Here is a 25,276-nt window from a genome sequence, read left to right as displayed (position 1 = left end):
CCACCTTGCCCTGACGGTCTCCCGGCGATGTCGGCCAGTTCTCGGGCCTCTTGCCGCGTCCGTCGGCGACTTCGCGCCAACCGCCGGACGAGTGCGCGGAGAACCGTTGGCCACATGTTAGCGATCCGTTGGCGCCGTTTGATGTGATCATTCCATCGGAGCTGGCCGCGACGGCGCGCGCGTACGACGCGCAACTCGGGGGAGTGTCGCCGTTGCGGCCGGTTCCGGGGCGCGCGAAGGCCCTGGTCGGCGGAGGTGAACGACCGGGGCCTCGCCTGTTCCCCGGGCAGTTCAGATCATCAGGTCACCAAGTCGTCAGATCACCGGAGGCCGACCCAGCCGGGTCAGCCGCCACACCGTGCGCCAGCGCATGGGCTGCCGCGGCCCGGCCGGCTTCCGCACGCCCTCCATGAACCCGCCGAACCAGGCCCGTAGGCCGCCGAGCGACCGCGTCCGCAGCAGGGTAACGGCGATCCACACGCCGAGGTGGACCGGGATGAGCGGGAGCGGGAGGTTGCGGCGGACCAGCCAGACCCGGTTGCGGGCGGTGACCCTGTAGTAGATGGCGTGCCGGGCGGGCGAGGTCCTGGGGTGCTGGAGGAGCAGCTCGGGCGCGTAACGGATGCGCCAGCCCGCGTCCGTGGCCCGCCAGGCGAGGTCGGTCTCCTCGTGCGCGAAGAAGAACTCGGCGGGCCAGTCGCCGATTTGTTCGAGCATGGCCATGCTCAGGGCGTGGCCGCCGCCGAGGAAGCCGGTGACGTACCCGCCGCGCATCGGATCGGACGCGCCGATCCTCGGCACGTGCCGCCGCTGGGTCTCCCCCGTCTCGTCGGCGATGCGGAAGCCGACGATGCCGAGGCGCGGGTCGGCGGCGTACAGGTCGCGGACGCGGCGCAGGACGTCGGGGTCGACCAGCAGACCGTCGTCGTCGAGCTCGACCACGACATCGACGTCGCCGTACTCCCGCAGCCGGGCGAGGGCGACGTTCCGGCCGCCGGGGCAGCCGAGGTTCTCCTCGACCTCGATCGGGGTGACCTCGCCGGGCAGCGAGAGCCGCTCGGCGAACTCGGGCAGCCGGCAGCCGTTGCCGACGATCACGATGCGGGCCGGGGCAAGGTCCTGCTTGGCCACGGACTCCAGCAGGGCGTCGACCTCCGCGGGCCGGTTCCCCATGGTCACGACGGCGACGGCGATCCTCGGCTCCACCGGTTCCCTCATCTCGTACGGCCGTGACGGCGCCGGCGTCCTGCGCGTGCGGCGCCCGTCGTTCACCAAGATGTTGCCTCAGCGGGGGCCGTTGTCCCGACACGCCGCTCCTTTGCTTCCTCTTTGCGTCGGTTCTTCGCTCTTTCTCGGTGAGTGGCGCGCCGGAGATGATCAGCCCCATGACCTTCCGCTGTGCCGTACTCGACGACTTTCAGGACATCGCCACGACGATCACCGACTGGTCGGCCGCGGGGGCCGCCGACGGGGCCGCCGATGTGGCCGCCGATGTGGCCGCCGGTGCGGTCTCCGGCGTGGTCACCGATGCGGTCACCAACGTGGTCACCAACGTGGTCTCCTTCACCGAGCACTTCGCCACCGAGGACGAACTGGCCTCCGCCCTCGCGGACTTCGACTGCGTGATCACCCTGCGCGAGCGCGTCGCCTTCCCCGCCTCCCTCCTGGACCGCCTCCCCCGGCTGAAGCTGCTGATCGCCTCCGGCATGCGCAACTCGGTGATCGACTACGCGGCCGCGCGGGCGAACGGCGTCACGGTGTGCGGTACGCAGAGCTCCTCCCCCCCGCCCGTCGAACTGACCTGGGCCCTGCTGCTGGGCCTGGCCCGCGGCCTCGTCCAGGAGAACACCGCTCTGCGGGAGGGCGGCCCCTGGCAGTCCACGGTCGGCGCCGACCTGCACGGACGCCGCCTCGGGCTGCTCGGGCTCGGCAAGATCGGCAGCCGGGTCGCGCAGGTCGGGCTCGCCTTCGGCATGGAGGTGACGGCGTGGAGCCAGAACCTGACGAAGGAGCGCACGGACGAGGTGGGCGTCACCCTGTCCCCCTCCCTGGCGGGCCTCCTCGCCACCAGCGACTTCATCTCCGTCCATCTCGCCCTGAGCGAGCGCACCCGGGGTCTGCTGGGCCCCGCCGAACTCGCCCTCCTCAAGCCGACCGCCTACCTGGTCAACACGTCCCGCGCGGCGATCGTCGACCAGGACGCCCTGCTGGCCGCGCTCCACGAGGGCCGTATCGCGGGCGCGGGCGTGGACGTCTTCGACATCGAGCCCCTCCCCGCCGACCACCCGATGCGCACGGCTCCCCGCCTGCTGGCCACCCCGCACCTCGGCTATGTCTCCCGCGCCAACTACGAGCGCTACTACGGCCAGGCGGCGGAGAACATCCGCGCCTACCTGGCGGGCACACCGCTACGAGTCCTCGGCTGACCCGGAGTCAGCCGAAGCGCGCGGAGAGGCGGCGGGGCGGTTCGTGGTCCTGCGGGGGTTCCTGCCAGATCACGACCGCGACGAGAGGCGGCGGTACGGCCACGTAGAGCAGCCGGCGGTTCGGCCCGTCGCGCTCCCGCCGCCCGCACCGCCCGCGCGCGACCGCCCTGCCGTACGCCTCCCGCCGGGCCAGGGAACGGGCGGCGGCGGACGCCTCGTCGTCCGGCGCGTTGTGACCCGACGCGTTCCCGTCCGACGCATGCTCGTCCGCCGCGTTCCCGTCCGGCATGCTCCGGTCCAGCGCGGACGCGTCACCCACCGCCCTGGTCAGCCCGATGCCGACAGGGGTGTCGCACAGCGCGAAGAGCGCAAGCTCGGGCAGGCTCGCGTAGCCGACGTGGACCCGGCGCAGGCCGTTCTCCGCGGTGAGGCCGTGCGTGATGCCGCAGTCCGGGCAGGGCCGGAGGTCCAGGAACCAGGTGTCGCCGCCCAGTTCGGCGGTGAGCAGCCGCCGCAGTGCGCGCTCGGCGGCATCGGGGTCGGGGTCGCGGTCGGACGGGTCCACAGCCATCGACCAGCAGACCGGCTGCCCCTCGCGTCGCTCCACGCGCGCGGGTGGCCGAGTCGCGTCCGCTTCGAGGACGTACGGCGTCAGGTGCGGGAAGTCCGCCTGCCGCAGGGGCGGGCCCTGCGGCAGGCGGGCGGGCGGCGTCCGCGCGATCCGCTCGTCGGTCCAGTAGGCCGACAGATCGACGGGCCTGCCCTCGGGCCGCTCCCGGCCTTCCCGCTTCCACTTGGGCAGGCGCCCCCTGCGGGGACGTTCGTCGTCCGGCTCGTCGGTCATGGCGCCTCCTCGGTGGCCGTACCAGCCGTACCAGCCGTACGAGCTGGGGGCTCCGTCAGGGACGAGCCGCGGCCAGCTGGTTCATCAGTACGACGAAGTCCAGGGTGCGCTGATCGAACCTCGGTGTGGCGGTGAAGCGGCCGGTGGAGATGGAGGTGACCCCGTAGATGTCACCGATCTCCTCGGCCGGGTCGTAGTCGATCAGCCAGGGGCCGCCGCTCGACCCCTGACGCACATGGGGGCAGTCCGCCGAGATCATGTCCCGGGGCACGGGGGTGGGCACGGTGGTGTCGGTGCAGAACTCCTGGTGCAGACCGTCGTACCCGTCCGCGGCCGGGTATCCCACGACCGTCACCTCGTTGACCGTGCCCCGGTTCACCACGATGTCTTAGGCGCCGGCCGCGTCGGCCGCGGTCTCCCCGGCGCTGTTGTCGTTCGTGATGATCACGCCGTAGTCGTGCTCCTCGTCCGTCTCGGCGCTCCACAGCGAGTCGACCGCGATGTTCCAGGCCGTGAAGACGCCGAGCGGGCTGGTGCCGTCGTAGGCGGGCACGAACGCGATGTTCCTGTGCCAGCCTCCGTCGCTGTACAGGCAGTGGCCGGCGGTGATCCCCAGGGTCTCCGCAGGGGTGTTCACCACCGTGCCGGTGCAGGAGGAGGGGGAACCGCCGGCGTAGTTGAAGAGGATCTTGCCGACCGGGTCCAGCGTCTGGCCGGCCCCGGCGACGGCTGCCCGCCCTGTGACGCCGTTCTCCCGCTCGCCGTTGCGGCGGGCGTGGTCGCCGCGACGCCCGCGAAGGAGGCGGTGGCCAGGTGGCGAGGCACTGGGCCGGAGCAACCCTCTACAAATGACCGGCACACGTCAATGACGTGATCTGACTCACACGCTGTCACAGCGATCGGCCGGCCGGTGTCTTGAGTTCGAGCCCATGGGAGGGAAGCCGAGCCCGTGGACAGGGAAACGGAGGAGACACCATGACCCGGAACACCGATGTGGTCGTCGTCGGCGGCGGATACGCCGGAGTCCTGGCCGCCAACCGCCTGACCCAGCGCGACGACGTGACGGTCACGCTGATCAACCCGCGCCGGACCTTCGTCGAGCGGCTCCGGCTGCACCAGCTGGTCGGCGGATCCGACGACGCGGTCGTCGACTACCAGGAGGTCCTGGCCGAGCGCGTCCGGCTGGTGGTCGACGCCGTCACCCGGATCGACGCGGCCGCCCGCAGCGTGACGCTGACCTCGGGCGGCACGGTCGGCTACGACTACCTGATCTACACGGTGGGCAGCGGCAGCGCCGACCCGAGCGTGCCCGGAGCGGCGGACTTCGCCCACCCGATCGCGACCCTGGAGGACGCCCAGCGGCTCCGGTCGGTCATGGACGACAACCCGGCCACGGCCCGGGTGACCGTCGTAGGAGCGGGCCCGTCCGGCATCGAGACCGCCGCCGAGCTGGCGGAGACGGGCCGTGCCGTGACCCTGGTCTGCGGCGGGGACCTCGGCCCCTACCTCCACCCCCGGGGCCGCCGCTCCGTCGCCCGGCAGCTGGCCAGGCTCGGCGTGACCGTCGTCGCCGGTCCCGGCACCGAGGTGACCGGCGTGACCCGGGACGCGGTGCGGCTCGCCGACGGCCGTGACGTGCAGGGCGCGGTCACCGTCTGGACCGCCGGCTTCGGCGTGCCCGACCTGGCCGCGCGCAGCGGGCTGAGCGCCGACGCCCTGGGCCGCCTGCTCACCGACGAGACCCTGACCAGCGTCGACGACCCGCGCATCGTCGCCGCCGGGGACTCGGCCGCGCCGTCCGGCCTGCCGTACCGGATGGGCTGCCAGGCCGCGGTGCAGATGGGCCCGCAGGCCGCGCAGACCGTGCTCAGCCGGATCGTGGGCGAGCGGCCCGCGCCGGTCCACGTGGGGTTCGCCGGCCAGTGCATCAGCCTGGGGCGGCGCGCCGGCATCTTCCAGTTCGCCCGCAGGAACGACACCGCGATCAGCCTCTACGTCGCCGGCCGCCCGGGCGCCCGGCTGAAGGAGTTCGTGGTCAAGCACACCGTCCAGCAGCTCGCGGAGGAGGCACGCAAGCCCGGGGCCGGCAGCAGGTGGATGAAGGACGCCACGCGCCAGGACCTGCTGCGGGCCGCCGAACACGACGAGACGCGGACCGTCCAGGCACCGCCCGCCACCGAGCGGGCGGCCTAGCGGGCGGGCCTGGCGGGTGACAGTCCCGACGACGACCGACAGCCCCGACGTTGAGCGACCGTACCGTCGTTGAGCGACCGTACCGAAGACGAGCGAAGGCAGCCTGATGAGCGACCACCCGACCACCACGGCGACCGACACCTTCGTCGCCCACCGCAACCTGCTGTTCACCGTCGCCTACGAGATGCTCGGCTCGGCGGCCGACGCCGAGGACGTCCTCCAGGAGACCTGGCTGCGCTGGGTCAAGGTCGAGCCGGACCAGGTACGCGACCCGCGCGCCTACCTGGTCCGCATCACCACCCGCCAGTCACTGAACCGGCTGCGCACCATGAAGCGCCGCAAGGAGGCATACGTCGGCCCGTGGCTGCCCGAGCCGCTGCTCACCGCGCCGGACGTGGCCGAGGACGTGGAGCTCGCCGAGAGCATGTCGATGGCGATGATGCTCGTCCTGGAGACGCTGTCGCCGACCGAGCGCGCCGTCTTCGTGCTGCGTGAGGTCTTCGACGTCGGCTACGACGAGATCGCGGCCGCCGTCGGCAAGAGCTCGGCGGCGGTCCGTCAGATCGCCCACCGCGCCCGCCGGCACGTCGACGCCCGCCGCCCCCGCGAGGTGGTCTCGCCGGGCGAGGCATGGAAGGCGGTGGAGTCGTTCCAGCGCGCGCTGGAGTCCGGGAACCCGCAGGACCTCCTCGACGTGCTCGCCCCGGAGGTCGTCCTGATGAGCGACGGCGGCGGCGTCAAGAACGCCGCGCTGCGGCCGATCCTCGGCGCCGAGAAGGTGGTCCGCATGTTCGGCGGCGGCCTGCGCAAGCTCAAGGAGCCCTTCACCATCACCCCCACCGTGGTCAACGGCAACCCGGCCCTCCTCGTCCGCGTGGACGGCGACATCGACGGCGTCATGGCGATCCGCGTCGAGGACGGCCGTATCACCGGCCTCTACTACGTCCGCAACCCCGAGAAGCTGACCCACATCACTTCCGAGAGACTCCTCACGCTGCGCTGAGCACGACAGCGAGGAATTCAGGACTTGAGGAGTCGGACCATGACCACCCTGGTGATCACCGGCGCCGGCGGTTTCATCGGCCGCCATGTCGTCCGCGAGGCCGAACGCCGCGGCCTCACCCTGCGGCTGACGGCCCATCGCAGCCAGGTGCGCGCGGACGCGCCCGGCACGACGGTCGTCCCCGCCGACCTGACCGACCCCGGCTCGCTGCGCGGACTGTGCGACGGGGCCGACGCCGTGCTGCACTGCGCCTCGCGGATCGGCGGCCCCGACGAGCTGTGCGAGGCGGTCAACGCCCGCGGCACGGCGGCGCTCGCGGCCGAGGCCCGCCGGGCCGGCGTCACCCGTGTCGTCCAGCTCAGCACCGCCGCCGTGTACGGGCGGGGCACCTTCCGGCGCGCCCGGCCGCAGGACCTCGACCGCGCGCCCGTCTCGGTCACCTCGCGGACCCGGGCGGCCGGCGAGGACGCCGTACTGGCCGCCGGCGGCACGGTCGTACGCCCGCACCTCGTCTACGGCGAGGGGGACACCCGGGTGGTACCCGCGCTGGCCCGGCTGCTGCGCGCGCTGCCCGGCACGGTGGAGGGCTGGCGCGCACGCGTGTCCCTGGTCGCCGTCGAGGACCTGGCCCGGGCCCTGGTCGCCGCCGCCCTGGCACCCGGCGAACGGCTCACCGCGCCCGTCTACCACGCCTGCCACCCGGAGCCCGTGCCCTGGCACACGGTGCTGCGCGCGGTCGCCGACGTGGCGTCCGTGCCCTGGCCGGAGCAGGACCTCACCCTCGACGAGGCGTACGGGCGGCTGCGGGAACTGGGAGCCTCCCGGCACGACCTGGACATGCTGATCACCGACCACTGGTTCGACGGCGACCCGCTGTGGTCCGACCTGGACTGCGCACCGGGGGCCTTCACCGAGCGCTTCCCCCGGCACGAGAACTGGTACCGCCAGACACTGACACCAGCAGCCACCGGCTAGCCCGAAGAGCGGCGCGCCGGGCTGCTTCTTGATCTTGCCGTTCTCGAACAGGAACGAGTGCAGGAAGTGAGACCGGGGACAGCCGCGCGGCCCGCGCCCGCCGCCGTCGACGCGTCCACTGAACGCACAACCCCAGCTCAGACACCATCTGAGCTGGGGTTCGATGGAGCCGCCTTCGGGATTCGAACCCGAGACCTACGCATTACGAGTGCGTTGCTCTGGCCATCTGAGCTAAGGCGGCGCGCTGTCCGCACCATGGTGCGATCAGCAACGTCGGTAAGTCTACACAGTTTCCGGGGGTGGTCCGACCACGCCCCGGAAGGGGGGCTTCCGGGGTGGGACAGGGCGGTGGCTAGCGGCAGCGTTTGCCGTCGGTGGGGGGTGTGCCGCGCAGGAGGTACGCGTTGATGGTGGAGTCGACGCAGGCGCTGCCGCGGCCGTAGGCGGTGTGGCCGTCGCCGTCGTAGGTGAGGAGGCGGCCCGAGGAGAGCTGGTCGGACAGGCCCTGGGCCCAGCGGTACGGGGTCGCGGGGTCGCGGGTGGTGCCGACCACGATGATGGGGGCCGCGCCCTTCGCCTCGATGCGCTGGGGCTCACCGGTGGCGGCGACCGGCCAGTACGCGCAGTTCAGGGCGGCCCAGGCGAAGCCCTCGCCGAAGACCGGGGACGCCTTGGCGAAGGCGGGCAGGGCTCGGCGTACCTCGTCCGGTGTGTCGAAGGCCGGGGGCAGGTCCAGGCAGTTCACGGCGGCGTTGGCGGACATCAGGTTGGCGTAGTCACCCTCGGGGTCACGCTCGTAGTAGCTGTCGGAGAGGAGCAGGAGCCCGGCGCCGTCGTTGTCCCGCATGGCCGCCGTCAGGGCGTCACGCAGCTGCGGCCAGGCGCTCTCGTCGTACATCGCCGCGATCACACCGGTCGTCGCCAGTGACTCGCCGAGGGTGCGGCCGTCGGGGTCGCCGGTGGGGAGGGGGCGCGCGTCCAGGCGGTCGAAGAAGGCGCGCAGGCTGCGGCCGACCTGGTCGGGGGTCGTGCCGGGGCCGCCGAGCGGGCAGTCGGGCTGCTGTACGCAGTCCTTCGCGAAGGACCGGAACGCCGTCTCGAAGCCCTGCGTCTGGTCCAGGTTCAGCCGGCGGGCGGGCAGGGACGGATCAACGGCCCCGTCCAGGACCAGGCGGCCGACCCGCTCCGGGAACAGGCCGGCGTACGTCGCGCCGAGCAACGTGCCGTACGACGCGCCCACGTAGTGCAGCTTCTGGTCCCCCAGCGCCGCCCGCAGGATGTCCATGTCGCGGGCCGCCTCGACCGTGGACACATGGCGCAGCAGTTTCGGCGCGTCGGCGCCGCAGCCCTCCGCGAACTCCCTGTACGCGTCGACGAGCAGGTCGGTCTCCCGCTCGTCGTCGGGTGTGACGTCCGTCTGCGTGTACGCGTCCATCTCACGCCCGTCCAGGCACTCGACGGGCGCGCTGCGGGCCACGCCCCGCGGGTCGACGGCGACCATGTCGTAGCGGGCGCGGACCTCTGCCGGGTAGCCGATGCCGGCGTACTGCTGGAGGTAGCCGACCGCCGAGGCGCCGGGGCCGCCCGGGTTGACCAGCAGGGAACCGATCCGCTCCCCCGGGCCCGTCGCCTTCCTGCGGGACACCGCGAGCCGTACGTCGCCCGCTTCCGGCCTCGCGTAGTCCAGCGGCACCCTCAGCGTGGCGCACTGGAAGCCGGGGACACCGCAGCTGCGCCAGCTCAGACGCTGCGTGTAGTACGGCGAGAGGGCCGACGGAGTCGCCTCCGGCAGCGCGGCCAGCGCCGCCTGCGCCGTCGTGGGGCGCGAGGAGCCGGACGAGCCGTCGGCGGAGCAGGCGGAGACGAGCAGCGCGGCTGCGGCGAGCAGGGCGAGCGCCCTGGAGTGGAGGGAGCGGGGGGAGCGCCTGACGTACATCTCGCGAGCGTAACTCTGCGCGACGGAGTGAGTGCGATGCGTGCGCAAACTGCCACGGACGAGTGAATCGCTCGGGCCACCGGGGTCGCCGGGTTCGCCAACCCCGGCCGCCGCCCGCCCCCGGCCTCAGCCCGCTCTCAGCGCCATCGTCATCGCCTCCACCGCCAGCAGCGGCGCCACATTGCGGTCGAGGGCCTCGCGGCAGGCGGCGATCGCCTCGATACGGCGGAGAGTGGCCTCGGGGGTGCTCGCACGCGCCAGCCGTTCCAGGGCGTCCTCGCAGTCCGTGTTGGCCAGGGCGATACGGGAGCCGAGCTGGAGGGCGAGGACATCGCGGTAGAAGGCGGTGAGGTCGGTGAGCGCGAGGTCCAGGCTGTCGCGCTGGGTGCGGGTGCGGCGCCGCTTCTGCTTGTCCTCCAGGTCCTTCATCACCCCGGCCGTGCCGCGCGGCAGCCGACCGCCCTGGGCCGCGCCCAGCGCCGCCTTCAGCTCCTCGGTCTCCTTGGCGTCGACCTCCTCCGCGAGCACCTTGGCGTCCTCGGCGGCGGCGTCGACCAGTTCCTGCGCGGCCTTGAGCGCGCCGCCGATCTCCTCCACCCGCAGCGGCAGCTTCAGCACGGCGGCACGGCGCTCACGCGCGGCGGGGTCGGTGGCCAGGCGCCGGGCGCGGTCGACGTGCCCCTGGGTGGCGTGGGCGGCGGCCGCGGCGACGGACGGCTCGATGCCCTCGCGCCGGACCAGCATGTCGGCGACGGCGTCGACGGACGGCGTGCGCAGGTTCAGGTGGCGGCAGCGGGAGCGGATGGTGGGCAGGACGTCCTCCAGGGACGGCGCGCACAGCAGCCAGACGGTGCGGGGGGCGGGCTCCTCGACCGCCTTCAGGACCGCGTTGGCCGACTTCTCGTTGAGCCGCTCGGCGTCCTCGACCAGGATGACCTGCCAGCGGCCGTTGGCAGGCGAGGTGAACGACTTGCGGACGGTGTCGCGCATGTCCTCGGCGAGGATCTGGGTGCCGACGGCGGCGACGGTGGTGACGTCGGCGTGGGTGCCGACCAGGGCGGTGTGACAGCCGTCGCAGAAGCCGCAGCCGGGGGCTCCGCCGAGCGCGCGGTCCGGGCTGACGCACTGCAGGGCGGCGGCGAAGGCCCGCGCGGCCTGGGTGCGGCCGGCTCCCGGGGGGCCCGTGAACAGCCAGGCGTGCGTCATCCTCGACCCGGACGTGAGCGCCTCCGGCAGAGGTGTGCCGGTGGCGGCCGACGCCGAGGCCGCGGTGACGAGCGCGTCGGCGTCCCGGGCGGCGGCTGCCAGTTGCTCGGACACCTTGTCCTGTCCGACGAGGTCGTCCCACACGGTCATGGGTTGCGCCGCCCTTCCTGTCGCGTTGCGGGTTCCATTGTGCGGGCAGCCACTGACAGTGGGCGGAGCTGCTGTCTTCCGGGTGCGGGTGCGTCGTGGCTCGCCGCGCAGTTCCCCGCGCCCTTTGGTGCGACCAGCCGCGCCCCGCCCGGCAGCCGCCGCCGATATCCACCCGGCGGCACCCCGTGGAGCCGCGCGCCCCACCCCGGCCGCCGGTCACCCGGTCAGCGTCGGCGGCCCCAGCCCCGGCCGCCCCCGCGCCCGTCGTCGGGGCCGTCGTCCTCCTGGCGCGGGCCGAGCAGCTCGTCCGCGAGGGACGGAAGGTCGTCCAGGGGGGTCTCCTCGGCCCAGTCCGGGCGGGGACGGCGCCGCGGGGTGCCGTCCTCGTCAAGCTGCGGGAGCTCCCGCGTACGGTCGTCGGCCCCCGCGGCCTCGTCACGGAAGAACCCCGGCGGCACCCGGTCCACCGGCGCTTCGTCCCGCACCGGCGGCCGTACGGCACTCCCGTGCACCTCGTCCCGCACCGGCGGCAGCACTGCGGTCTCGTCCGCCTCGTCCCGCACCGGCGGCAGCACTGCGGTCTCGTCCGCCTCCGCACCCACCGGCGGCAGTACGGCGGTCTCGTCGGCCGCGCCCACCGGCGGGGCCGGCGGCTGGGGCAGCTCGGCCGTCACCTCGGAGTCAGGCCCGGCCGGCTCCACGGGGTCCTTGTCCATCCGCACCTTGGGCAGCGCGACCGTCTCGTCCACCGCGCCCTTCGGCGTCACGGCGGGCGTGGGCACGGTCGGCGCCTCCGGCTTGACCACCGGCGTCGGCACGGTCACCGCGTCGGGCCCGGCCGCCGGAGTCGCCGCCGCGGGCGGGGTCGGCTTCGACGCGGCCGCCGGTGCGGTCGCGGCCGTGGGCGGCGTCGGCCTGGGCCCCGCCTGGGCCGCCGCGGCCGCCGCTTCGGCCGCTCGCCGGGCCTCCTCGGCCCGCAGCAGCGCCTCCTCGGCCTTGCGCTGCTTCTCCAGCCGCAGTGCCTCGGCCTCGGCGCGCAGCCGGGCCTCCTCCTCGGCCTGCCGGCGCCGCCGCTCCTCCTCGGCCCTGCGGCGGGCCTCCTCCTCGGCGCGGGCCTTCTCCTCGGCGAGCACCCGGGCGCGCTCCTCCTCGGCACGCCGGCGCGCTTCCTCGGCGCGCTGCCGGGCCTCCTCGGCCTGCCGCTCCGCCTCCCGCCGCTGCGCCTCCTCCAGTTCGCGCCGCTTGCGCTCCTCCTCCTCGGCGCGCAGCTTGGCGAGCTGTTCCTGGCGCTCTCGCTCCAGGCGCTCCTCCTCGGCCTTGCGCCGGGCCTCTTCCTCGGCCTTGCGGCGGGCTTCCTCCTCGGCCTTGCGGCGCGCCTCCTCCTGGGCCTTCACCTCGGCCTCGGACAGCGGCAGCATCTGGTCGAGGCGGTGGCGGACGACCGTGGTCACCGCCTCCGGCTCCTGACCGGCGTCCACGACGAGATAGCGACCGGGGTCGGCGGCGGCCAGCGTGAGGAACCCGGACCGCACGCGCGCGTGGAACTCCGCCGGCTCCGACTCCAGCCGGTCCGGGGCCTCCGTGAACCGCTCGCGGGCGGTCTCCGGGGACACGTCCAGCAGCACCGTCAGGTGCGGCACCAGCCCGTCCGTCGCCCAGCGCGAGATCCGCGCGATCTCGACCGGCGAGAGGTCGCGTCCCGCGCCCTGGTACGCCACCGACGAGTCGATGTACCGGTCGGAGATCACCACCGCGCCCCGCTCCAGCGCGGGCCGTACGACGGTGTCGACGTGCTCGGCGCGGTCGGCCGCGTACAGCAGGGCCTCCGCGCGGTGCGACAGGCCGGCCGACGACACGTCCAGCAGGATCGAACGCAGCCGCTTGCCCACCGGGGTGGCCCCCGGCTCACGCGTCAGCACGACCTCGTGCCCCTTGGCCCGGATCCACTCGGCGAGCGCCTCGGCCTGGGTGGACTTGCCGGCGCCGTCGCCGCCCTCCAGGGCGATGAAGAAACCGTTCGTCGCGGGCGCCTGCACGGGGTCGTCGCCGCGGAGCAGCGCGTCCCGCAGGTCCTTGCGCAGCGGCACCCCGGAGCGGTCGTCGACCTTGGCGAGCACCAGGGCGGCGACCGGCAGCAGCAGCGCGCCGACCAGCATCAGGGTGAACGCGGCGCCGCCGTGCGCGAAGACGAACTTGCCGTTCTCCAGCCGGTGCGGCCCGATCAGCGCGGCCACCAGCGGGGCGATCACCGCGCCGAGCGCCACGACGACCCGTACGACCGCGTGCAGGTGCTCGGTGGTCCGCGCGCGGCGCTGCTCCTCGGTCTCCTGGTCGAGCAGAGCGTGCCCGGTGTTGGCGGACACGCCCGCGCCGACACCGGCCAGCGCGACGATCAGCAGGACGGTCGTGACGTCCGGGACCAGCCCGGCGGCCAGCAGGGCGACGCCGGTGAAGGCGATCGCCAGCGCCAGCAGCCGGCGCCGCGACAGGGCGGGCAGCAGCGCCGGCGCCGTACGGATGCCGGCGACGACCCCACCGGTCAGGGCGAGCACCATCAGGCCGTACAGCACGGGGCCGCCGCGCAGATCGGTGGCGTGCAGCGCGGCCACGCCGACGGCGGCGGAGATCGCCCCGGCGACGGCCGCGCAGGCGAGCACCAGCAGCGGGACGGCGCCGGTCCGGCCGGAGTCGACCCCGGCGGCCGTACGCGGCCGGCGCAGGCCCTCCAGCGGCGACCGCGCGCGCGGGGTGCGCGCGTCGGGCAGCTCCAGGAGGACCACGACGGACAGGGAGGCGGCGAACAGCCCGGCCGCCACGTACGAGGCGAGCGCCGCCTGGTGCTGGGCGAACCACTCGATGCCCGCGCCCAGCAGGTTGTTGAACAGCCCGGCGACGACCAGCGCCACCGCGCCGAGCGGGATCGCGACGAAGCCCGTACGCAGCGACAGGCGGCGCAGCGCGTCCAGGTGGTCGGGCAGCGGTCGTACCGTCGCGCCCTCCAGCGGCGGGGCGGGCAGCAGGGCGGGCGCGGCGCTCTCGCGCGCTATCGTCCACAGCCGCTCGGCGACCCCGGTCAGGAACACGGTGACCAGGAGGAAGACCAGCGCGTCGTCCGGTGTCCAGTCGATCCACAGCGGGGCGACGATCAGCAGCGCGGCGCGCACGCCGTCCCCGCCGACCATCGTCCAGCGGCGGTCCAGCGGGCCGTCCTTGGCGGTGAGTGTGGTCAGCGGTCCGAGGAGGACCGCGCCGAAGAGCAGGGTGGCCAGGATGCGCACCGCGAAGACGATCGCCACTGCGAACGCCATGCCCCGGTAGCCGCCCCCGAAGGCGCCCTGGGCGATGGCCGCCTGAAGGGCGAGCAGGACGAACACCAGGAGCGCGAGGACGTCGCCGACGCCCCCGACGAGCTGCGCGCTCCACAACCGCTTCAACTGCGGTCGGCGCAGCAGCGCGCGGACGGCACGCTCGCGTGAGTCGGCGACCAGGGTCTCGTCCGGTACCGGAGTGGGGGCCGTTGGCTGCTCGGCAGGGGTCATGCATTCAGCCTATCGGCAGCGGCTGACAGCCCGCGGCGCGCGCCCCGACGCGCGGACGCCCCGACACCGAAGCGGTGCCGGGGCGTCCGCCGTGCGAACGCGGGGCGACGGAACTGGCCGAAACCCGCCGGTGCTCAGTCCTCCGAGGAGGCGTTCACGGCCGTCGCCTTCTTCGCGGCGGTCTTCTTCGCCGCCGTCGTCTTCTTCGCGGTCGTGGTCGTCGTCTTCTTCGCCGCGGTCTTCTTGGCGGCCGTCTTCTTGGCCGGGGCGGCCTTCTTGGCGGTCGTCTTCTTCGCGGCGGCCTTCTTCGCCGTCTTCTTGGCGGGGCCCTTGGCCCGCTTCTCGGCGAGCAGCTCGAAGCCGCGCTCCGGAGTGATCGTTTCGACACTGTCGCCGGAGCGCAGCGTCGCGTTGGTCTCCCCGTCGGTGACGTACGGCCCGAAGCGACCGTCCTTGACGACGACCGGCTTTCCGCTGACCGGGTCCTCGCCCAGCTCCTTCAGCGGCGGCTTGGCGGCCGCGCGGCCACGCTGCTTGGGCTGGGCGTAGATCGCCTGTGCCTCCTCCAGCGTGATCGTGAAGAGCTGCTCCTCGGACTGCAGGGAGCGAGAGTCCGTGCCCTTCTTCAGATACGGGCCGTAGCGGCCGTTCTGCGCGGTGATCTCCACGCCGTCCGCGTCGGTGCCGACGGTCCGCGGCAGCGACATCAGCTTGAGCGCGTCGTCGAGCGTCACCGTGTCGAGCGACATCGACTTGAACAGCGAGGCCGTGCGCGGCTTGACCGCGTTCTTGCCGGTCTTCGGGGTGCCCTCGGGGAGAACCTCGGTGACGTACGGGCCGTAGCGGCCGTCCTTGGCGATGATCTGGTGGCCGGTGGCGGGGTCGGTGCCCAGCTCGAAGTCGCCGCTCGGCTTGGCGAGCAGCTCCTCCGCCAGCTCGACGGTCAGCTCGTCCGGTGCCAGGTCGTCCGGGATGTCGGCGCGCTGGTGGTTCTCGGCGTCCTTCTCGCCCCGCTCGATGTACGGGCCGTAGCGGCCGACCCGCAGCACGATGTCGTTGCCCACCGGGAACGTGGAGACCTCACGCGCGTCGATCGCGCCCAGGTCGGTCACCAGCTCCTTGAGGCCGCCGAGGTGGTCCCCGTCGCCGTTGCCGGCGTCGGCCGCGCCGCCGTTGCCAGTGCCCTCGCCGAAGTAGAACCGCTTCAGCCACGGCACGGCCTGCGCCTCGCCGCGCGCGATGGCGTCGAGGTCGTCCTCCATCTTGGCGGTGAAGTCGTAGTCGACGAGCCGCCCGAAGTGCTTCTCCAGGAGGTTGACCACGGCGAAGGACAGGAAGGACGGCACGAGGGCCGTGCCCTTCTTGAAGACATAGCCGCGGTCGAGGATCGTGCCGATGATCGACGCGTACGTCGACGGGCGGCCGATCTCACGCTCTTCCAGCTCCTTGACCAGCGACGCCTCGGTGTAGCGGGCGGGCGGCTTGGTGGCGTGGCCGTCGGCGGTGATCTCCTCGGCGCCGAGCGCGTCGCCCTCGGCGACCTGCGGCAGCCGGCGCTCGCGGTCGTCCAGCTCGGCGTTCGGGTCGTCGGCGCCCTCGACGTACGCCTTCAGGAAGCCGTGGAAGGTGATCGTCTTGCCGGAGGCGCTGAACTCGACGTCCCGGCCGTCGGCCGCGGTGCCGCCGATCTTCACGGTGACGCTGTTGCCGGTGGCGTCCTTCATCTGGGAGGCGACGGTCCGCTTCCAGATCAGCTCGTAGAGCTTGAACTGGTCGCCGGTCAGCCCGGTCTCGGCGGGCGTACGGAAACGATCTCCCGAGGGACGGATCGCCTCGTGCGCCTCCTGGGCGTTCTTCACCTTCCCGGCGTACGTGCGCGGCTGGGCCGGCAGGTAGTCGGCGCCGTACAGCTGCGTGACCTGGGCGCGGGCGGCCGCCACGGCCGTGTCGCTCAGGGTCGTGGAGTCCGTACGCATGTACGTGATGTAGCCGTTCTCGTACAGCTTCTGCGCGACCTGCATGGTCGCCTTCGCGCCGAAGCCGAGCTTGCGGCTGGCCTCCTGCTGCAGCGTCGTCGTACGGAACGGGGCGTACGGCGAGCGGCGGTACGGCTTGGACTCGACGGACCGCACGGAGAAGCGGGTGTTCTCCAGGGCGGCGGCCAGGGCGCGGGCGGTCGCCTCGTCGAGGTGGAGGATGTTCGCGCTCTTGAGTTGTCCCAGGGAGTCGAAGTCGCGGCCCTGCGCGATCCGCCGGCCGTCGACGGTCTGCAGGCGGGCGACCAGCGACGACGGGTCCGACAGGTCCCCCGCGCGGCCGGTCGCGAAGGTGCCCGTCAGGTCCCAGTACTCAGCTGAACGAAACGCCATGCGCTCGCGTTCCCGCTCGACCACGAGTCGGGTGGCGACGGACTGCACGCGGCCGGCGGAGAGCCGGGGCATGACCTTCTTCCACAGGACCGGCGAGACCTCGTAGCCGTAGAGGCGGTCGAGGATACGGCGGGTCTCCTGGGCGTCGACCAGCTTCTGGTTGAGCTGGCGCGGGTTGGCCACGGCGGCCTGGATCGCGTCCTTGGTGATCTCGTGGAAGACCATCCGCTTGACCGGGACCTTGGGCTTGAGCACCTCCTGGAGGTGCCAGGCGATCGCCTCGCCCTCCCGGTCCTCATCGGTGGCGAGGAAGAGCTCGTCGGACTCCTTCAACAGGTCCTTGAGCTTCTTGACCTGGGCCTTCTTGTCGGCATTGACGACATAGATCGGCTCGAAGTCGTGTTCGACGTCCACGCCGAGGCGGCGGACCTCGCCGGTGTACTTCTCGGGCACCTCCGCGGCGCCGTTGGGGAGGTCGCGGATGTGCCCGACGCTCGCCTCGACGACGTATCCGGGGCCGAGATAGCCCTTGATCGTCTTCGCCTTGGCAGGCGACTCGACGATGACGAGTCGGCGGCCGCCCTTCGCGGTCTCGCTGGTCGGGGACAACTTCGCTCTTCTCTCCGGTCGACGCGGGGACACCCCACGGATGGGGGCACGGGATCTGGCACGTTCTGACGCTGCGGAGTGTGACGCTACATCCCGCCCTCGTGTCAAATGACCGAAGTCCACAACGGCCACTCGAACGATATGTCAATGTATCGGTTAAGCATCACAGTAACCCGGGGGGCACGATTGAAGGCTACGTCCACTTGGTCGATCGCGCCCGAACTCGCCGAGGCCATGTCACTCGGGGTTTCCCCGGAGGAATGGATCGGCGGCAGACTCCCGGTCTGCTCGTACGCCCGGATCAGCGAGGACGGGCAAGAGGGCGCGGACAGCGGACGCCAGCATCTGAACAACGACGTCGCCGCCCGCGGCCAGGGAATGATCGTGGTCGCCCGCTACACGGACAACCACCTGACAGCTGCGGATCCGGCCGTGAGGCGCCCCGCGTTCCTCCGCATGATCCAGGACCTGAGGGCGCGGCGGACAGCTGAGGGTGTGCCCGTCGTGGGCATCATCGCCGCCGCCGTGGACCGCGTGTATCGCCTCCCCGTCGATCGTCAGCGCACGCACCGGGCCCTGACCCTGGACGACCAGGGGTGCTTCTTCTCGGTGGATGAACAGCGTCACGTCACCTTCTCCGTCCAACCCCCCTCGGAAGAACCAGCTCCGGCCGAGAACGACGAAGTGGCCGGAATCCGGCGCCGCACAGCCCGCTCGGTCCGGGACCGGGCTCGGGAGGGCAAACAGTCAGGCGGGCACCGGCGCTTCGGCTGGTTCGCCGGAGACAAAGCGCTCGGCCGCCCCCACAACCACGAACTGGACCCCGTGGAGTCCGCCTACGTTCGCAAGATGATCGACATGATCCTTTCGGGCCAGTCGAGCGAAACAGTCAGTGCCTGGCTGAACGACGAGCGGGTTCCCACCGTGCGCGGCGGACGATGGACCGGGAACACCGTCCGGAACATGGTCAGCAATCCGGCCATCTGCGGCTATCGCATGCTGGATGGCGAACTGGTGAGGGATCCCGTCACGGGCGCCCCGGTCGTCGGCGACTGGGAGACCGTCGCCGACCCCGCCGAGTGGCGGCGTCTCACCGCCCTGTACCCGGGTTACTACCGCGTCGATTCGGCCACTCTGAAGGGGGATCCCGCGCGCGGCACCAAGCGCCGGAGCCGGAATCCGGACGCTTCCCGGAAGTACCTTCTGTCGGGGATCCTCCTGTGCGGCAAGGCCGACGCCGATGGGCGGATCTGCGGTTCGAAGATGGTCGGCAACCCGCCCAGCAAACCGAACGGGCACCCGGCCTACGCGTGCAAGCTCCCTTCCTGCCGGGGCGTGGCCAGGCGTGTGGACCTGGTGGACCAGGCCGTCGAGGAGTACGCGCTGCGGCTCCTTGCGGACAGGTACGGCGCGGTTCCTCCGACCGCCCGGTCATGGCACGGGCAGGCGACTCTTGACGCCCTGTTGGAAAGGAAGAGGCAGCTCAAGCAGCGGTACGTCGAGGGCGTGGTGGCCCCTGCCGACTTCTTCGAGATGCTCCCGGAACTCGACGCCCAGATCATCGAGTCCCAACGGGACAAGGACGCCTTCGAGGAGGAGGAGCGGGCTGGGAACGCACTGGCCGGTGTGTCGGGCGAACGCTGGCGGGAATGGGACCTGCCCCAGAAACGCGCCGCCATCCTCCGGGTGATCCGATCGGTGGTGGTGAAGCCGCTACCCGAAGGGCGCGCCACGCACGCGCCCTTCGATCCGTCGCTGCTGGAGTTCGTGAACCTGTGAGAGATCGCCCTCTCATGGAGCACCAGGGCTGAGGGAACACTACGGCTCACGGAGCACTACAGCTGGCCGAGACACCACCCCGCGAGCATCAGGGCCGCGATGCCGAACGCTGTCGCGACAGCGGCCGAAAGCGCGGGACGCGCCCCGTACGCGACCGCCTGCCGACGCCGCACCTGAGCTCCGGTCCACAGCAGCAGCCCCGATCCGAACGCTCCGAACACCGTTCCCGCGAAGATCGCCGACCCGCTCTCCATGACCATGCGTGCCCTTCTTCTCCCGCCCCGCGACTGCCCAGCCCGGGGAGGGTGGCACGCACGGACGGCATCCGGGCGAACCAGGGGTGAACACGAGCCGGACAAAGCCGGGTCAAGCCGGAGCCGCCCTCCGGCTCTCCCACCGGCCGTCGGCCGCCGGCCGCCGTCACCCTGCCGGTTCCAGGAAGCCCTGCTCGACCAGGAGGCGGATCTGGGCCGGTGTGCGGTCGCGCAGGAGGACCGGGTCCTCGCCCATCAGCTGGGCGATGGCGTCCAGGATGCGGCCGGCACTGAGGGACCCGTCGCACACGCCCGCGAAGCCGGCGCCGACCGTGTCGACCTTGGTGGCCCGGCGCATCCCACGGTGCTGGCGCAGCACGACGTGCTCGGGGTCCTCGGCGCCGGGCAGCCCGACCTGCTCCTGGACGACCTCGGAGACCAGCCGGAAGTGCCCGGCGAGCAGGGCCGCGTCGTCATGCGCGCGCAGATAGTCGAGCCGCTCGAAGTGCGCCCGTACGGTGTCGCCGAGCGGCTGCTCGACCGGGTGCGCCCACTCCTCGACCGTGATGACGGGCTCGGCCGCCGCGGTCCGGCGCAGCGTGATCCAGCCGAAGCCGACCGATTTGACCTTGCGCGCCTCGAACTCGTCCAGCCAGGCGTCGTAGCGCGCCTGGTACTCCGCCGGGTCGCGCAGGTGGTCCCCGGCGTCCCTGAGCCACAGCTCGGCGTACTGCGTGATGTCCTGCACCTCGCGCTGCACGACCCACGCGTCGCAGCCGCGCGGCACCCATGACCTGAGTCTGTCCTGCCAGTCCTCCCCCTCCACGTGCTGCCAGTTGGCGAGGAACTGCGCGAACCCGCCCTCGTTCAGCCGCTCCCCTGCCCCCTGAACGAGCGAACGGCACAGATCGTCCCCGCCCATGCCGCCGTCGCGGTAGGTCAGCCGGGCGCCCGGCGAGATCACGAAGGGCGGGTTGGAGACGATCAGGTCGTACGTCTCGTCGGCGCGCACCGGCTCGAACAGCGAGCCCTCGCGCAGATCGGCGGCGGGCGCGCCGGACAGGGCGAGGGTGAGCGCGGTGATGTGCAGCGCGCGCGGGTTGAGATCGGTCGCCGTCACGCGCGTGGCGTGCCGGGAGGCGTGCAGTGCCTGGATGCCGGAGCCGGTGCCGAGGTCGAGCGCGGAGTCGACGGGCGTACGGACGGTGATGCCGGCGAGGGTCGTGGAGGCGCCGCCGACGCCGAGCACGACACGCTCGTCATGGCTGCCGATGCCACCGGCGCCGCCGACCGCGCAGCCCAGGTCGGACACGATGAACCAGTCCTCGCCGTCGGCCCCGCCGTACGGCCGTACGTCCACGGCGGCGGTCACCTCGTCGGCGCCGGCGCGCACCAGCCAGCCGCTCTCCACGCACGCGTCGACGGGCAGCACGTCCGCCACGCGCGCGTGCGGCACCGGCTGCTGGAGCAGGAAGAGCCGGACGAGCGTCTCCAGCGGCGTGTCCCCGCGGGTCGCCCGCAGCGCGGGCACGGTCTCGCTGCGGGCCAGCGCCGCGTACGCGGGGGCGCCGAGCAGGTCGAGCAGTCCGTCGGCGGTGAAGGAGGCCGCGAGCAGCGCCTCACGCAGCCGTGCGGCGACCTCGGGGCGATCGGTCGAGGGCAGGGGGGACAGGGTGGTGTCACTCACGCCCCCATTCTCTCCCGTGGACGCCGCCCGGCGCTGCGGGACGGGTCAGCCCTGGGTCGACTTGGCCGACGGAGTCGCCGACCCGGCCGGAGTCGCCGACCCGGTGGGCGCAGCCGATCCGGTGGGCGCAGCCGACCCCGTGGGTGCCGCGGCGCCGGTGGGTGCCGGGGTCGAAGTCGCCGACGCGGCCGCCGCCTTGCAGCTGTCCTGCTTGGCCATGGCCGTCTTGACGTCGCCGTCCTCCAGGTTCTTCAGGGCTTCGTTGCCGGTCTGGCTGAGCTTGCCGAGCTGGCTGCCGATGCCCTTCAGCTCGCCGGCGAACTTCGCCTGGTCCTTGGTGTCGAGCGCGTCGACCTGCTTCTTCAGGTCGGCGTAGGAGGTGGAGAGGGTGGTGAGCGCCTTGACGGCGTCCTCCTGCTTCTTCTTGCCGTCCTCGACGCCGGGCGGCGGACCCGCCTGCTGCACTGCGGTGGCGAGCGCCTTGTAGGCGTCGGACATGTCCTGGAACGCCTGGGAGTCGGTCTTCTGGACGTCCGCCGGGGCGCTGTCCTGGTCGGCGACCTCGGTGATCGCCGCGCTCGCCGCGGTGACCTTGGCGTTCTGCGCGGGAAGCACGTCGCAGACCTTCTTGGCCCAGGCGTCCAGCTCCTTGTTCCCGTCGTCGCCGCCGCATCCCGACAGCGCCAGTACCAGTACCGCACCGCCGGACAGTGCGGCCGCGAGCTTCTTGTTCACCGGTTTGGTCCCTTCCATGGCTCTCGGCCCCGGAACATACACGGCGAACGGGTGACCACCCAGAACGAATGTCCGCTATGCGCATAATCAAAGCCATTTGCACCAAGCGAGAGAAGGCTCACGGCCCGCCCGGCACCCATGGCGAGGCGGGCGGTCGGCGTTTCAACACGCACCGCCCGCCCGCCTCTTGCCCACAGCGCCTACGAAACCACCGCGGCCCCAGCCGACTTGGCGGACCCCTCGGTGCCGTCCTCGTCGCCCATCGCGATGCCGCGCCGCTTGGAGACGTACACCGCGCCGACGATCACCACGAGCGCCAGCACCGCGATCAGCACCCGCACTCCGATGCTCTTGTCCTCGCCGTAGGAGAACTTGATCACCGCGGGCGCGATCAGCAGCGACACCAGGTTCATGACCTTCAACAGCGGGTTGATCGCGGGACCGGCGGTGTCCTTGAACGGGTCGCCGACCGTGTCGCCGATCACCGTCGCGGCGTGGGCGTCGCTGCCCTTGCCGCCGTGGTGGCCGTCCTCGACCAGCTTCTTGGCGTTGTCCCAGGCGCCGCCCGAGTTGGCGAGGAAGACCGCCATCAGCGTGCCCGCGCCGATCGCGCCCGCCAGGAAGGCGCCGAGCGCGCCCACTCCGAGGGTGAACCCGATGAAGATGGGCGCCATCACCGCGAGCAGCCCGGGCGTGGCGAGCTCACGCAGGGCATCGCGCGTACAGATGTCGACGACCTTGCCGTACTCCGGTTTCTCGGTGTAGTCCATGATCCCGGGCCTCTCCCGGAACTGCCGGCGCACCTCGAAGACCACCGAACCCGCCGACCGCGACACCGCGTTGATCGCCAGCCCCGAGAACAGGAAGACGACCGCCGCGCCCGCGACGAGGCCGACGAGGTTGTTGGGCTGCGAGATGTCCATCATCAGGCTCATCGGCGCGCCCTCGCCGCTGAGCTTCTCGCCGACGTCGCGCGCGCCTGTGGTGATGGCGTCGCGGTACGACCCGAAGAGCGCCGAGGCCGCGAGGACGGCCGTGGCGATGGCGATGCCCTTGGTGATGGCCTTGGTGGTGTTGCCGACCGCGTCCAGGTTGGTGAGCACCTGCGCGCCCGCGCCCTGGACGTCCCCGGACATCTCGGCGATGCCCTGGGCGTTGTCGGAGACCGGCCCGAAGGTGTCCATCGCGACGATCACGCCGACCGTGGTGAGCAGGCCGGTGCCGGCCAGCGCCACCGCGAACAGCGCCAGCATGATCGACGTACCGCCGAGCAGGAAGGCGCCGTACACGCCGAGGCCGATCAGCAGGGCGGTGTAGACGGCCGACTCCAGGCCGACGGAGACACCGGCGAGGACGACGGTGGCCGGGCCGGTCAGCGAGGTCTTGCCGATGTCGCGGACCGGGCGGCGGTTGGTCTCGGTGAAGTAGCCGGTCAGCTGCTGGATGAGGGCGGCCAGCACAATGCCGATCGCCACGGCGACCAGCGCCAGGACGCGCGGGTCGCCGCCCTTGCCGCTGATCGCGGTGTCGGTGACGCCGTCCAGCTCCGAGTACTTGCCCGGCAGGTACACGAAGACCGCGATCGCGACCAGTGCCAGGGAGATCAGCGCGGAGATGAAGAAGCCGCGGTTGATGGCGGTCATGCCGCTGCGGTCGGCGCGGCGCGGGGCGACCGCGAAGACGCCGATCATCGCGGTGATCACCCCGATGGCGGGCACCAGCAGCGGGAAGGCGAGCCCGGCGTCGCCGAAGGCCGCCTTTCCGAGGATCAGCGCGGCCACCAGAGTGACGGCGTACGACTCGAAGAGGTCGGCCGCCATGCCCGCGCAGTCGCCGACGTTGTCGCCCACGTTGTCGGCGATGGTCGCGGCATTGCGCGGATCGTCCTCCGGAATGCCCTGCTCGACCTTGCCGACCAGGTCGGCGCCGACGTCGGCGGCCTTGGTGAAGATGCCGCCGCCGACCCGCATGAACATGGCGATCAGCGCGGCCCCGAGGCCGAATCCCTCCAGCACCTTCGGCGCGTCAGCCGCGTAGACCAGCACCACGCAGGCGGCGCCCAGCAGGCCGAGCCCCACCGTGAACATGCCGACGACCCCGCCCGTACGAAAAGCGATCTTCATCGCTTTGTGCGAGACATCGGTGAGATCCTTTTCCGGCTCGCCCTCCGCCGGAGTCGCTTCCCGGGCCGCCGCGGCGACGCGCACATTACTGCGTACCGCGAGCCACATGCCGATATAGCCGGTGGCCGCCGAGAACGCGGCGCCGATCAAGAAGAACACCGACCGGCCGATACGCTGGTTCCAGTCGTCCGCGGGCAGCAGCATGAGCAGGAAGAAGACGACCACGGCGAATACGCCGAGCGTGCGCAACTGCCTGGCAAGATAGGCGTTCGCGCCTTCCTGGACGGCCGCCGCGATCTTCTTCATGCTGTCGGTGCCCTCGCCGGCCGCGAGCACCTGCCGCAGCAGCACCCCGGCGACGACCAGCGCGGCCAGGGCCACGAGCCCGATGACCATCACCAGGATGCGGTTGTCGCCGGTGAGCTCCGCGGCTGCGAACGTAGTGGTGTGGTCCAACCGATGAGGGGTAGAAAGCCCCGCCATTCGTCCTCCTTGACGCTTGGGCTGAGCTCAAGATGGTGGACGGATTGTAGGTACCGGAACCTGATCAAAACAGTGCGCGGCAAACGGAATTCGCCTTCGCGTTGAGTTTTGCACCGAGTAATGCTTCAAAGGCGTTGATCGTGAATTCCTTCACGAAATTCCGGATCAAGATTCCTGGCTCAGGATCCAGGATTGACCGGTCCAAGATTCACTCGTCCATGATTCACTTCCGGGAACCACTGTAAGCGTGAGTTCCCGGGTACGCACATGCCAAAGGGCCCCACGGGTGGGGCCCTTCAGGTACGGAAACCGGCCGGGGCCGACGGGTCGGCCGGGCTCAGGAGAGCGCCGCGGCCGCCGGGGTGGTCGGCCAGGTCATGCGGATCAGGCCGCCGTGTTCCCCGGTGGTGACCTGGACGTCGTCGACGAGGCCGCTGATGACCGCGAGGCCCATCTCGTCCTCCTCGACCTCCGCGTCGGGGTCGGGGGACGGCTCGCCGGGCACCGCGTGCGGCGCTTCGTCGCCGACTTCGATGGAGAACTGCTTCTCCTCCTCGATCAGCGCGACCTTCACCGGCGCGGTGACCCCGCTGCTCAGATGCAGTCCGACGGCACGGGAACAGGCTTCGCCGACGGCGAGCCTGACCTCGTCCAGGACGGCCTCGTCCACTCCGGCCCTGCGCGCCACCGCTGCCGCCACCAGACGGGCGGTCCTGACGTGCTCGGGCAGCGCGCTGAAGCGGAGTTCAACGGTGGCCATGCATCCCCCTCGCAACTACGGGCGTGCTGTCGGGGGGCCGGGCCGCCGAGCGCCCGGTACCCCGGTTGTTCACCTGTGCCGTGGCCCGGGGGGGGGCCCCCCCCCCCCCCGGCGGGGGGGGGGGGGGGCGCCCCCCCGTAGGGGAACGAGGGGGGGCTCGGGGACACCATGGTCAGTCCCGGGATTGCGGAGATATTTAAAATTC

General features: G+C 72.1%; 18 protein-coding genes and 1 tRNA gene. 5 read left to right on the top strand and 14 right to left on the bottom strand.

All coding sequences use genetic code 11. The features are described from left to right. Positions 1–315: 315 nt before the first annotated feature. Positions 316–1,218 (bottom strand): glycosyltransferase family 2 protein, encoded by a 903-nt coding sequence (locus tag ACH5AC_RS33850; RefSeq protein WP_398866127.1) that lies wholly within the window; start codon positions 1,216–1,218, stop codon positions 316–318. A gap of 167 nt (positions 1,219–1,385) precedes the next feature. Between ACH5AC_RS33850 and ACH5AC_RS33845 the strand changes: the two genes are divergently transcribed. Next, the gene (locus ACH5AC_RS33845; protein ID WP_398866126.1) at positions 1,386–2,426 is read left to right on the top strand and encodes a D-2-hydroxyacid dehydrogenase family protein; all 1,041 of its coding nucleotides are present in this window, start codon (positions 1,386–1,388) and stop codon (positions 2,424–2,426) included. Positions 2,427–2,433: 7 nt separating this feature from the next. On the opposite strand, the gene ACH5AC_RS33840 is transcribed toward ACH5AC_RS33845, so the two are convergent. From ACH5AC_RS33840 to ACH5AC_RS33830, 3 genes are read right to left on the bottom strand one after another with little or no spacing between them, the layout of a single operon-like run. Then, entirely contained in the window at positions 2,434–3,270 is an 837-nt protein-coding gene (locus tag ACH5AC_RS33840; protein ID WP_398866125.1) for a hypothetical protein, read from the bottom strand. Between the two features lie 55 nt (positions 3,271–3,325). After that, positions 3,326–3,649, bottom strand: a complete 324-nt coding sequence (locus ACH5AC_RS33835) for a hypothetical protein (RefSeq protein WP_398866124.1) — start codon at positions 3,647–3,649, stop codon at positions 3,326–3,328. Between the two features lie 9 nt (positions 3,650–3,658). Next, on the bottom strand, positions 3,659–4,108 hold the full coding sequence (locus ACH5AC_RS33830) for a trypsin-like serine peptidase (RefSeq protein WP_398866123.1): 450 nt from the start codon (positions 4,106–4,108) through the stop codon (positions 3,659–3,661). A gap of 137 nt (positions 4,109–4,245) precedes the next feature. Here ACH5AC_RS33830 and ACH5AC_RS33825 point away from each other — a divergent pair, with 137 nt between their 5' ends. The 3 genes from ACH5AC_RS33825 to ACH5AC_RS33815 all read left to right on the top strand — a co-directional run bounded on the left by ACH5AC_RS33825 (position 4,246) and on the right by ACH5AC_RS33815 (position 7,441). Then, positions 4,246–5,463: an NAD(P)/FAD-dependent oxidoreductase gene (locus ACH5AC_RS33825; protein WP_398866122.1), complete on the top strand. Its 1,218-nt coding sequence runs from the start codon at positions 4,246–4,248 to the stop codon at positions 5,461–5,463. A 106-nt stretch (positions 5,464–5,569) separates the two neighbouring features. Further along, a complete protein-coding gene (locus ACH5AC_RS33820; RefSeq protein WP_398866121.1) occupies positions 5,570–6,466 on the top strand; it encodes an RNA polymerase sigma-70 factor in 897 nt (298 codons plus the stop codon). Positions 6,467–6,505: 39 nt separating this feature from the next. Continuing rightward, complete coding sequence (locus ACH5AC_RS33815; protein WP_398866120.1) at positions 6,506–7,441, top strand: NAD-dependent epimerase/dehydratase family protein; 936 nt, start codon at positions 6,506–6,508, stop codon at positions 7,439–7,441. Between the two features lie 164 nt (positions 7,442–7,605). On the opposite strand, the gene ACH5AC_RS33810 is transcribed toward ACH5AC_RS33815, so the two are convergent. The 5 genes from ACH5AC_RS33810 to topA all read right to left on the bottom strand — a co-directional run bounded on the left by ACH5AC_RS33810 (position 7,606) and on the right by topA (position 17,250). After that, positions 7,606–7,682, bottom strand: a tRNA-Thr gene (locus ACH5AC_RS33810). Between the two features lie 111 nt (positions 7,683–7,793). Beyond that, a complete protein-coding gene (locus ACH5AC_RS33805) occupies positions 7,794–9,377 on the bottom strand; it encodes an alpha/beta hydrolase (RefSeq protein WP_398866119.1) in 1,584 nt (527 codons plus the stop codon). A gap of 126 nt (positions 9,378–9,503) precedes the next feature. Next, entirely contained in the window at positions 9,504–10,733 is a 1,230-nt protein-coding gene (locus ACH5AC_RS33800; RefSeq protein WP_398866118.1) for a DNA polymerase III subunit delta', read from the bottom strand. Positions 10,734–10,957: 224 nt separating this feature from the next. Further along, positions 10,958–14,272: a dTMP kinase gene (gene tmk, locus ACH5AC_RS33795; protein WP_398866117.1), complete on the bottom strand. Its 3,315-nt coding sequence runs from the start codon at positions 14,270–14,272 to the stop codon at positions 10,958–10,960. A gap of 134 nt (positions 14,273–14,406) precedes the next feature. Further along, positions 14,407–17,250: a type I DNA topoisomerase gene (gene topA / locus ACH5AC_RS33790; protein ID WP_398866115.1), complete on the bottom strand. Its 2,844-nt coding sequence runs from the start codon at positions 17,248–17,250 to the stop codon at positions 14,407–14,409. Positions 17,251–17,358: 108 nt separating this feature from the next. Here topA and ACH5AC_RS33785 point away from each other — a divergent pair, with 108 nt between their 5' ends. After that, the gene (locus ACH5AC_RS33785) at positions 17,359–19,029 is read left to right on the top strand and encodes a recombinase family protein (RefSeq protein ID WP_398866114.1); all 1,671 of its coding nucleotides are present in this window, start codon (positions 17,359–17,361) and stop codon (positions 19,027–19,029) included. 56 nt (positions 19,030–19,085) lie between these two features. Here ACH5AC_RS33785 and ACH5AC_RS33780 read toward each other — a convergent pair whose 3' ends face one another. The 5 genes from ACH5AC_RS33780 to ACH5AC_RS33760 all read right to left on the bottom strand — a co-directional run bounded on the left by ACH5AC_RS33780 (position 19,086) and on the right by ACH5AC_RS33760 (position 25,071). Then, positions 19,086–19,289, bottom strand: a complete 204-nt coding sequence (locus ACH5AC_RS33780; protein WP_398866113.1) for a hypothetical protein — start codon at positions 19,287–19,289, stop codon at positions 19,086–19,088. 160 nt (positions 19,290–19,449) lie between these two features. Then, positions 19,450–20,970, bottom strand: coding sequence for a methyltransferase (locus ACH5AC_RS33775; protein WP_398866112.1), 1,521 nt, complete (start codon positions 20,968–20,970; stop codon positions 19,450–19,452). A gap of 45 nt (positions 20,971–21,015) precedes the next feature. Continuing rightward, positions 21,016–21,723, bottom strand: a complete 708-nt coding sequence (locus ACH5AC_RS33770; RefSeq protein WP_398866111.1) for a small secreted protein — start codon at positions 21,721–21,723, stop codon at positions 21,016–21,018. A 182-nt stretch (positions 21,724–21,905) separates the two neighbouring features. Continuing rightward, a complete protein-coding gene (locus ACH5AC_RS33765; protein ID WP_398866110.1) occupies positions 21,906–24,311 on the bottom strand; it encodes a sodium-translocating pyrophosphatase in 2,406 nt (801 codons plus the stop codon). Positions 24,312–24,648: 337 nt separating this feature from the next. Continuing rightward, on the bottom strand, positions 24,649–25,071 hold the full coding sequence (locus ACH5AC_RS33760; RefSeq protein WP_398866109.1) for an ATP-binding protein: 423 nt from the start codon (positions 25,069–25,071) through the stop codon (positions 24,649–24,651). Positions 25,072–25,276 lie beyond the last annotated feature (205 nt).

Origin of the sequence: Streptomyces sp. NPDC018693, assembly GCF_044391385.1 — a bacterium.
GTDB lineage: Bacteria > Actinomycetota > Actinomycetes > Streptomycetales > Streptomycetaceae > Streptomyces.
Note: the sequence above shows the minus strand (reverse complement) of the source record. Positions and strands in the feature narration are given on the sequence as shown.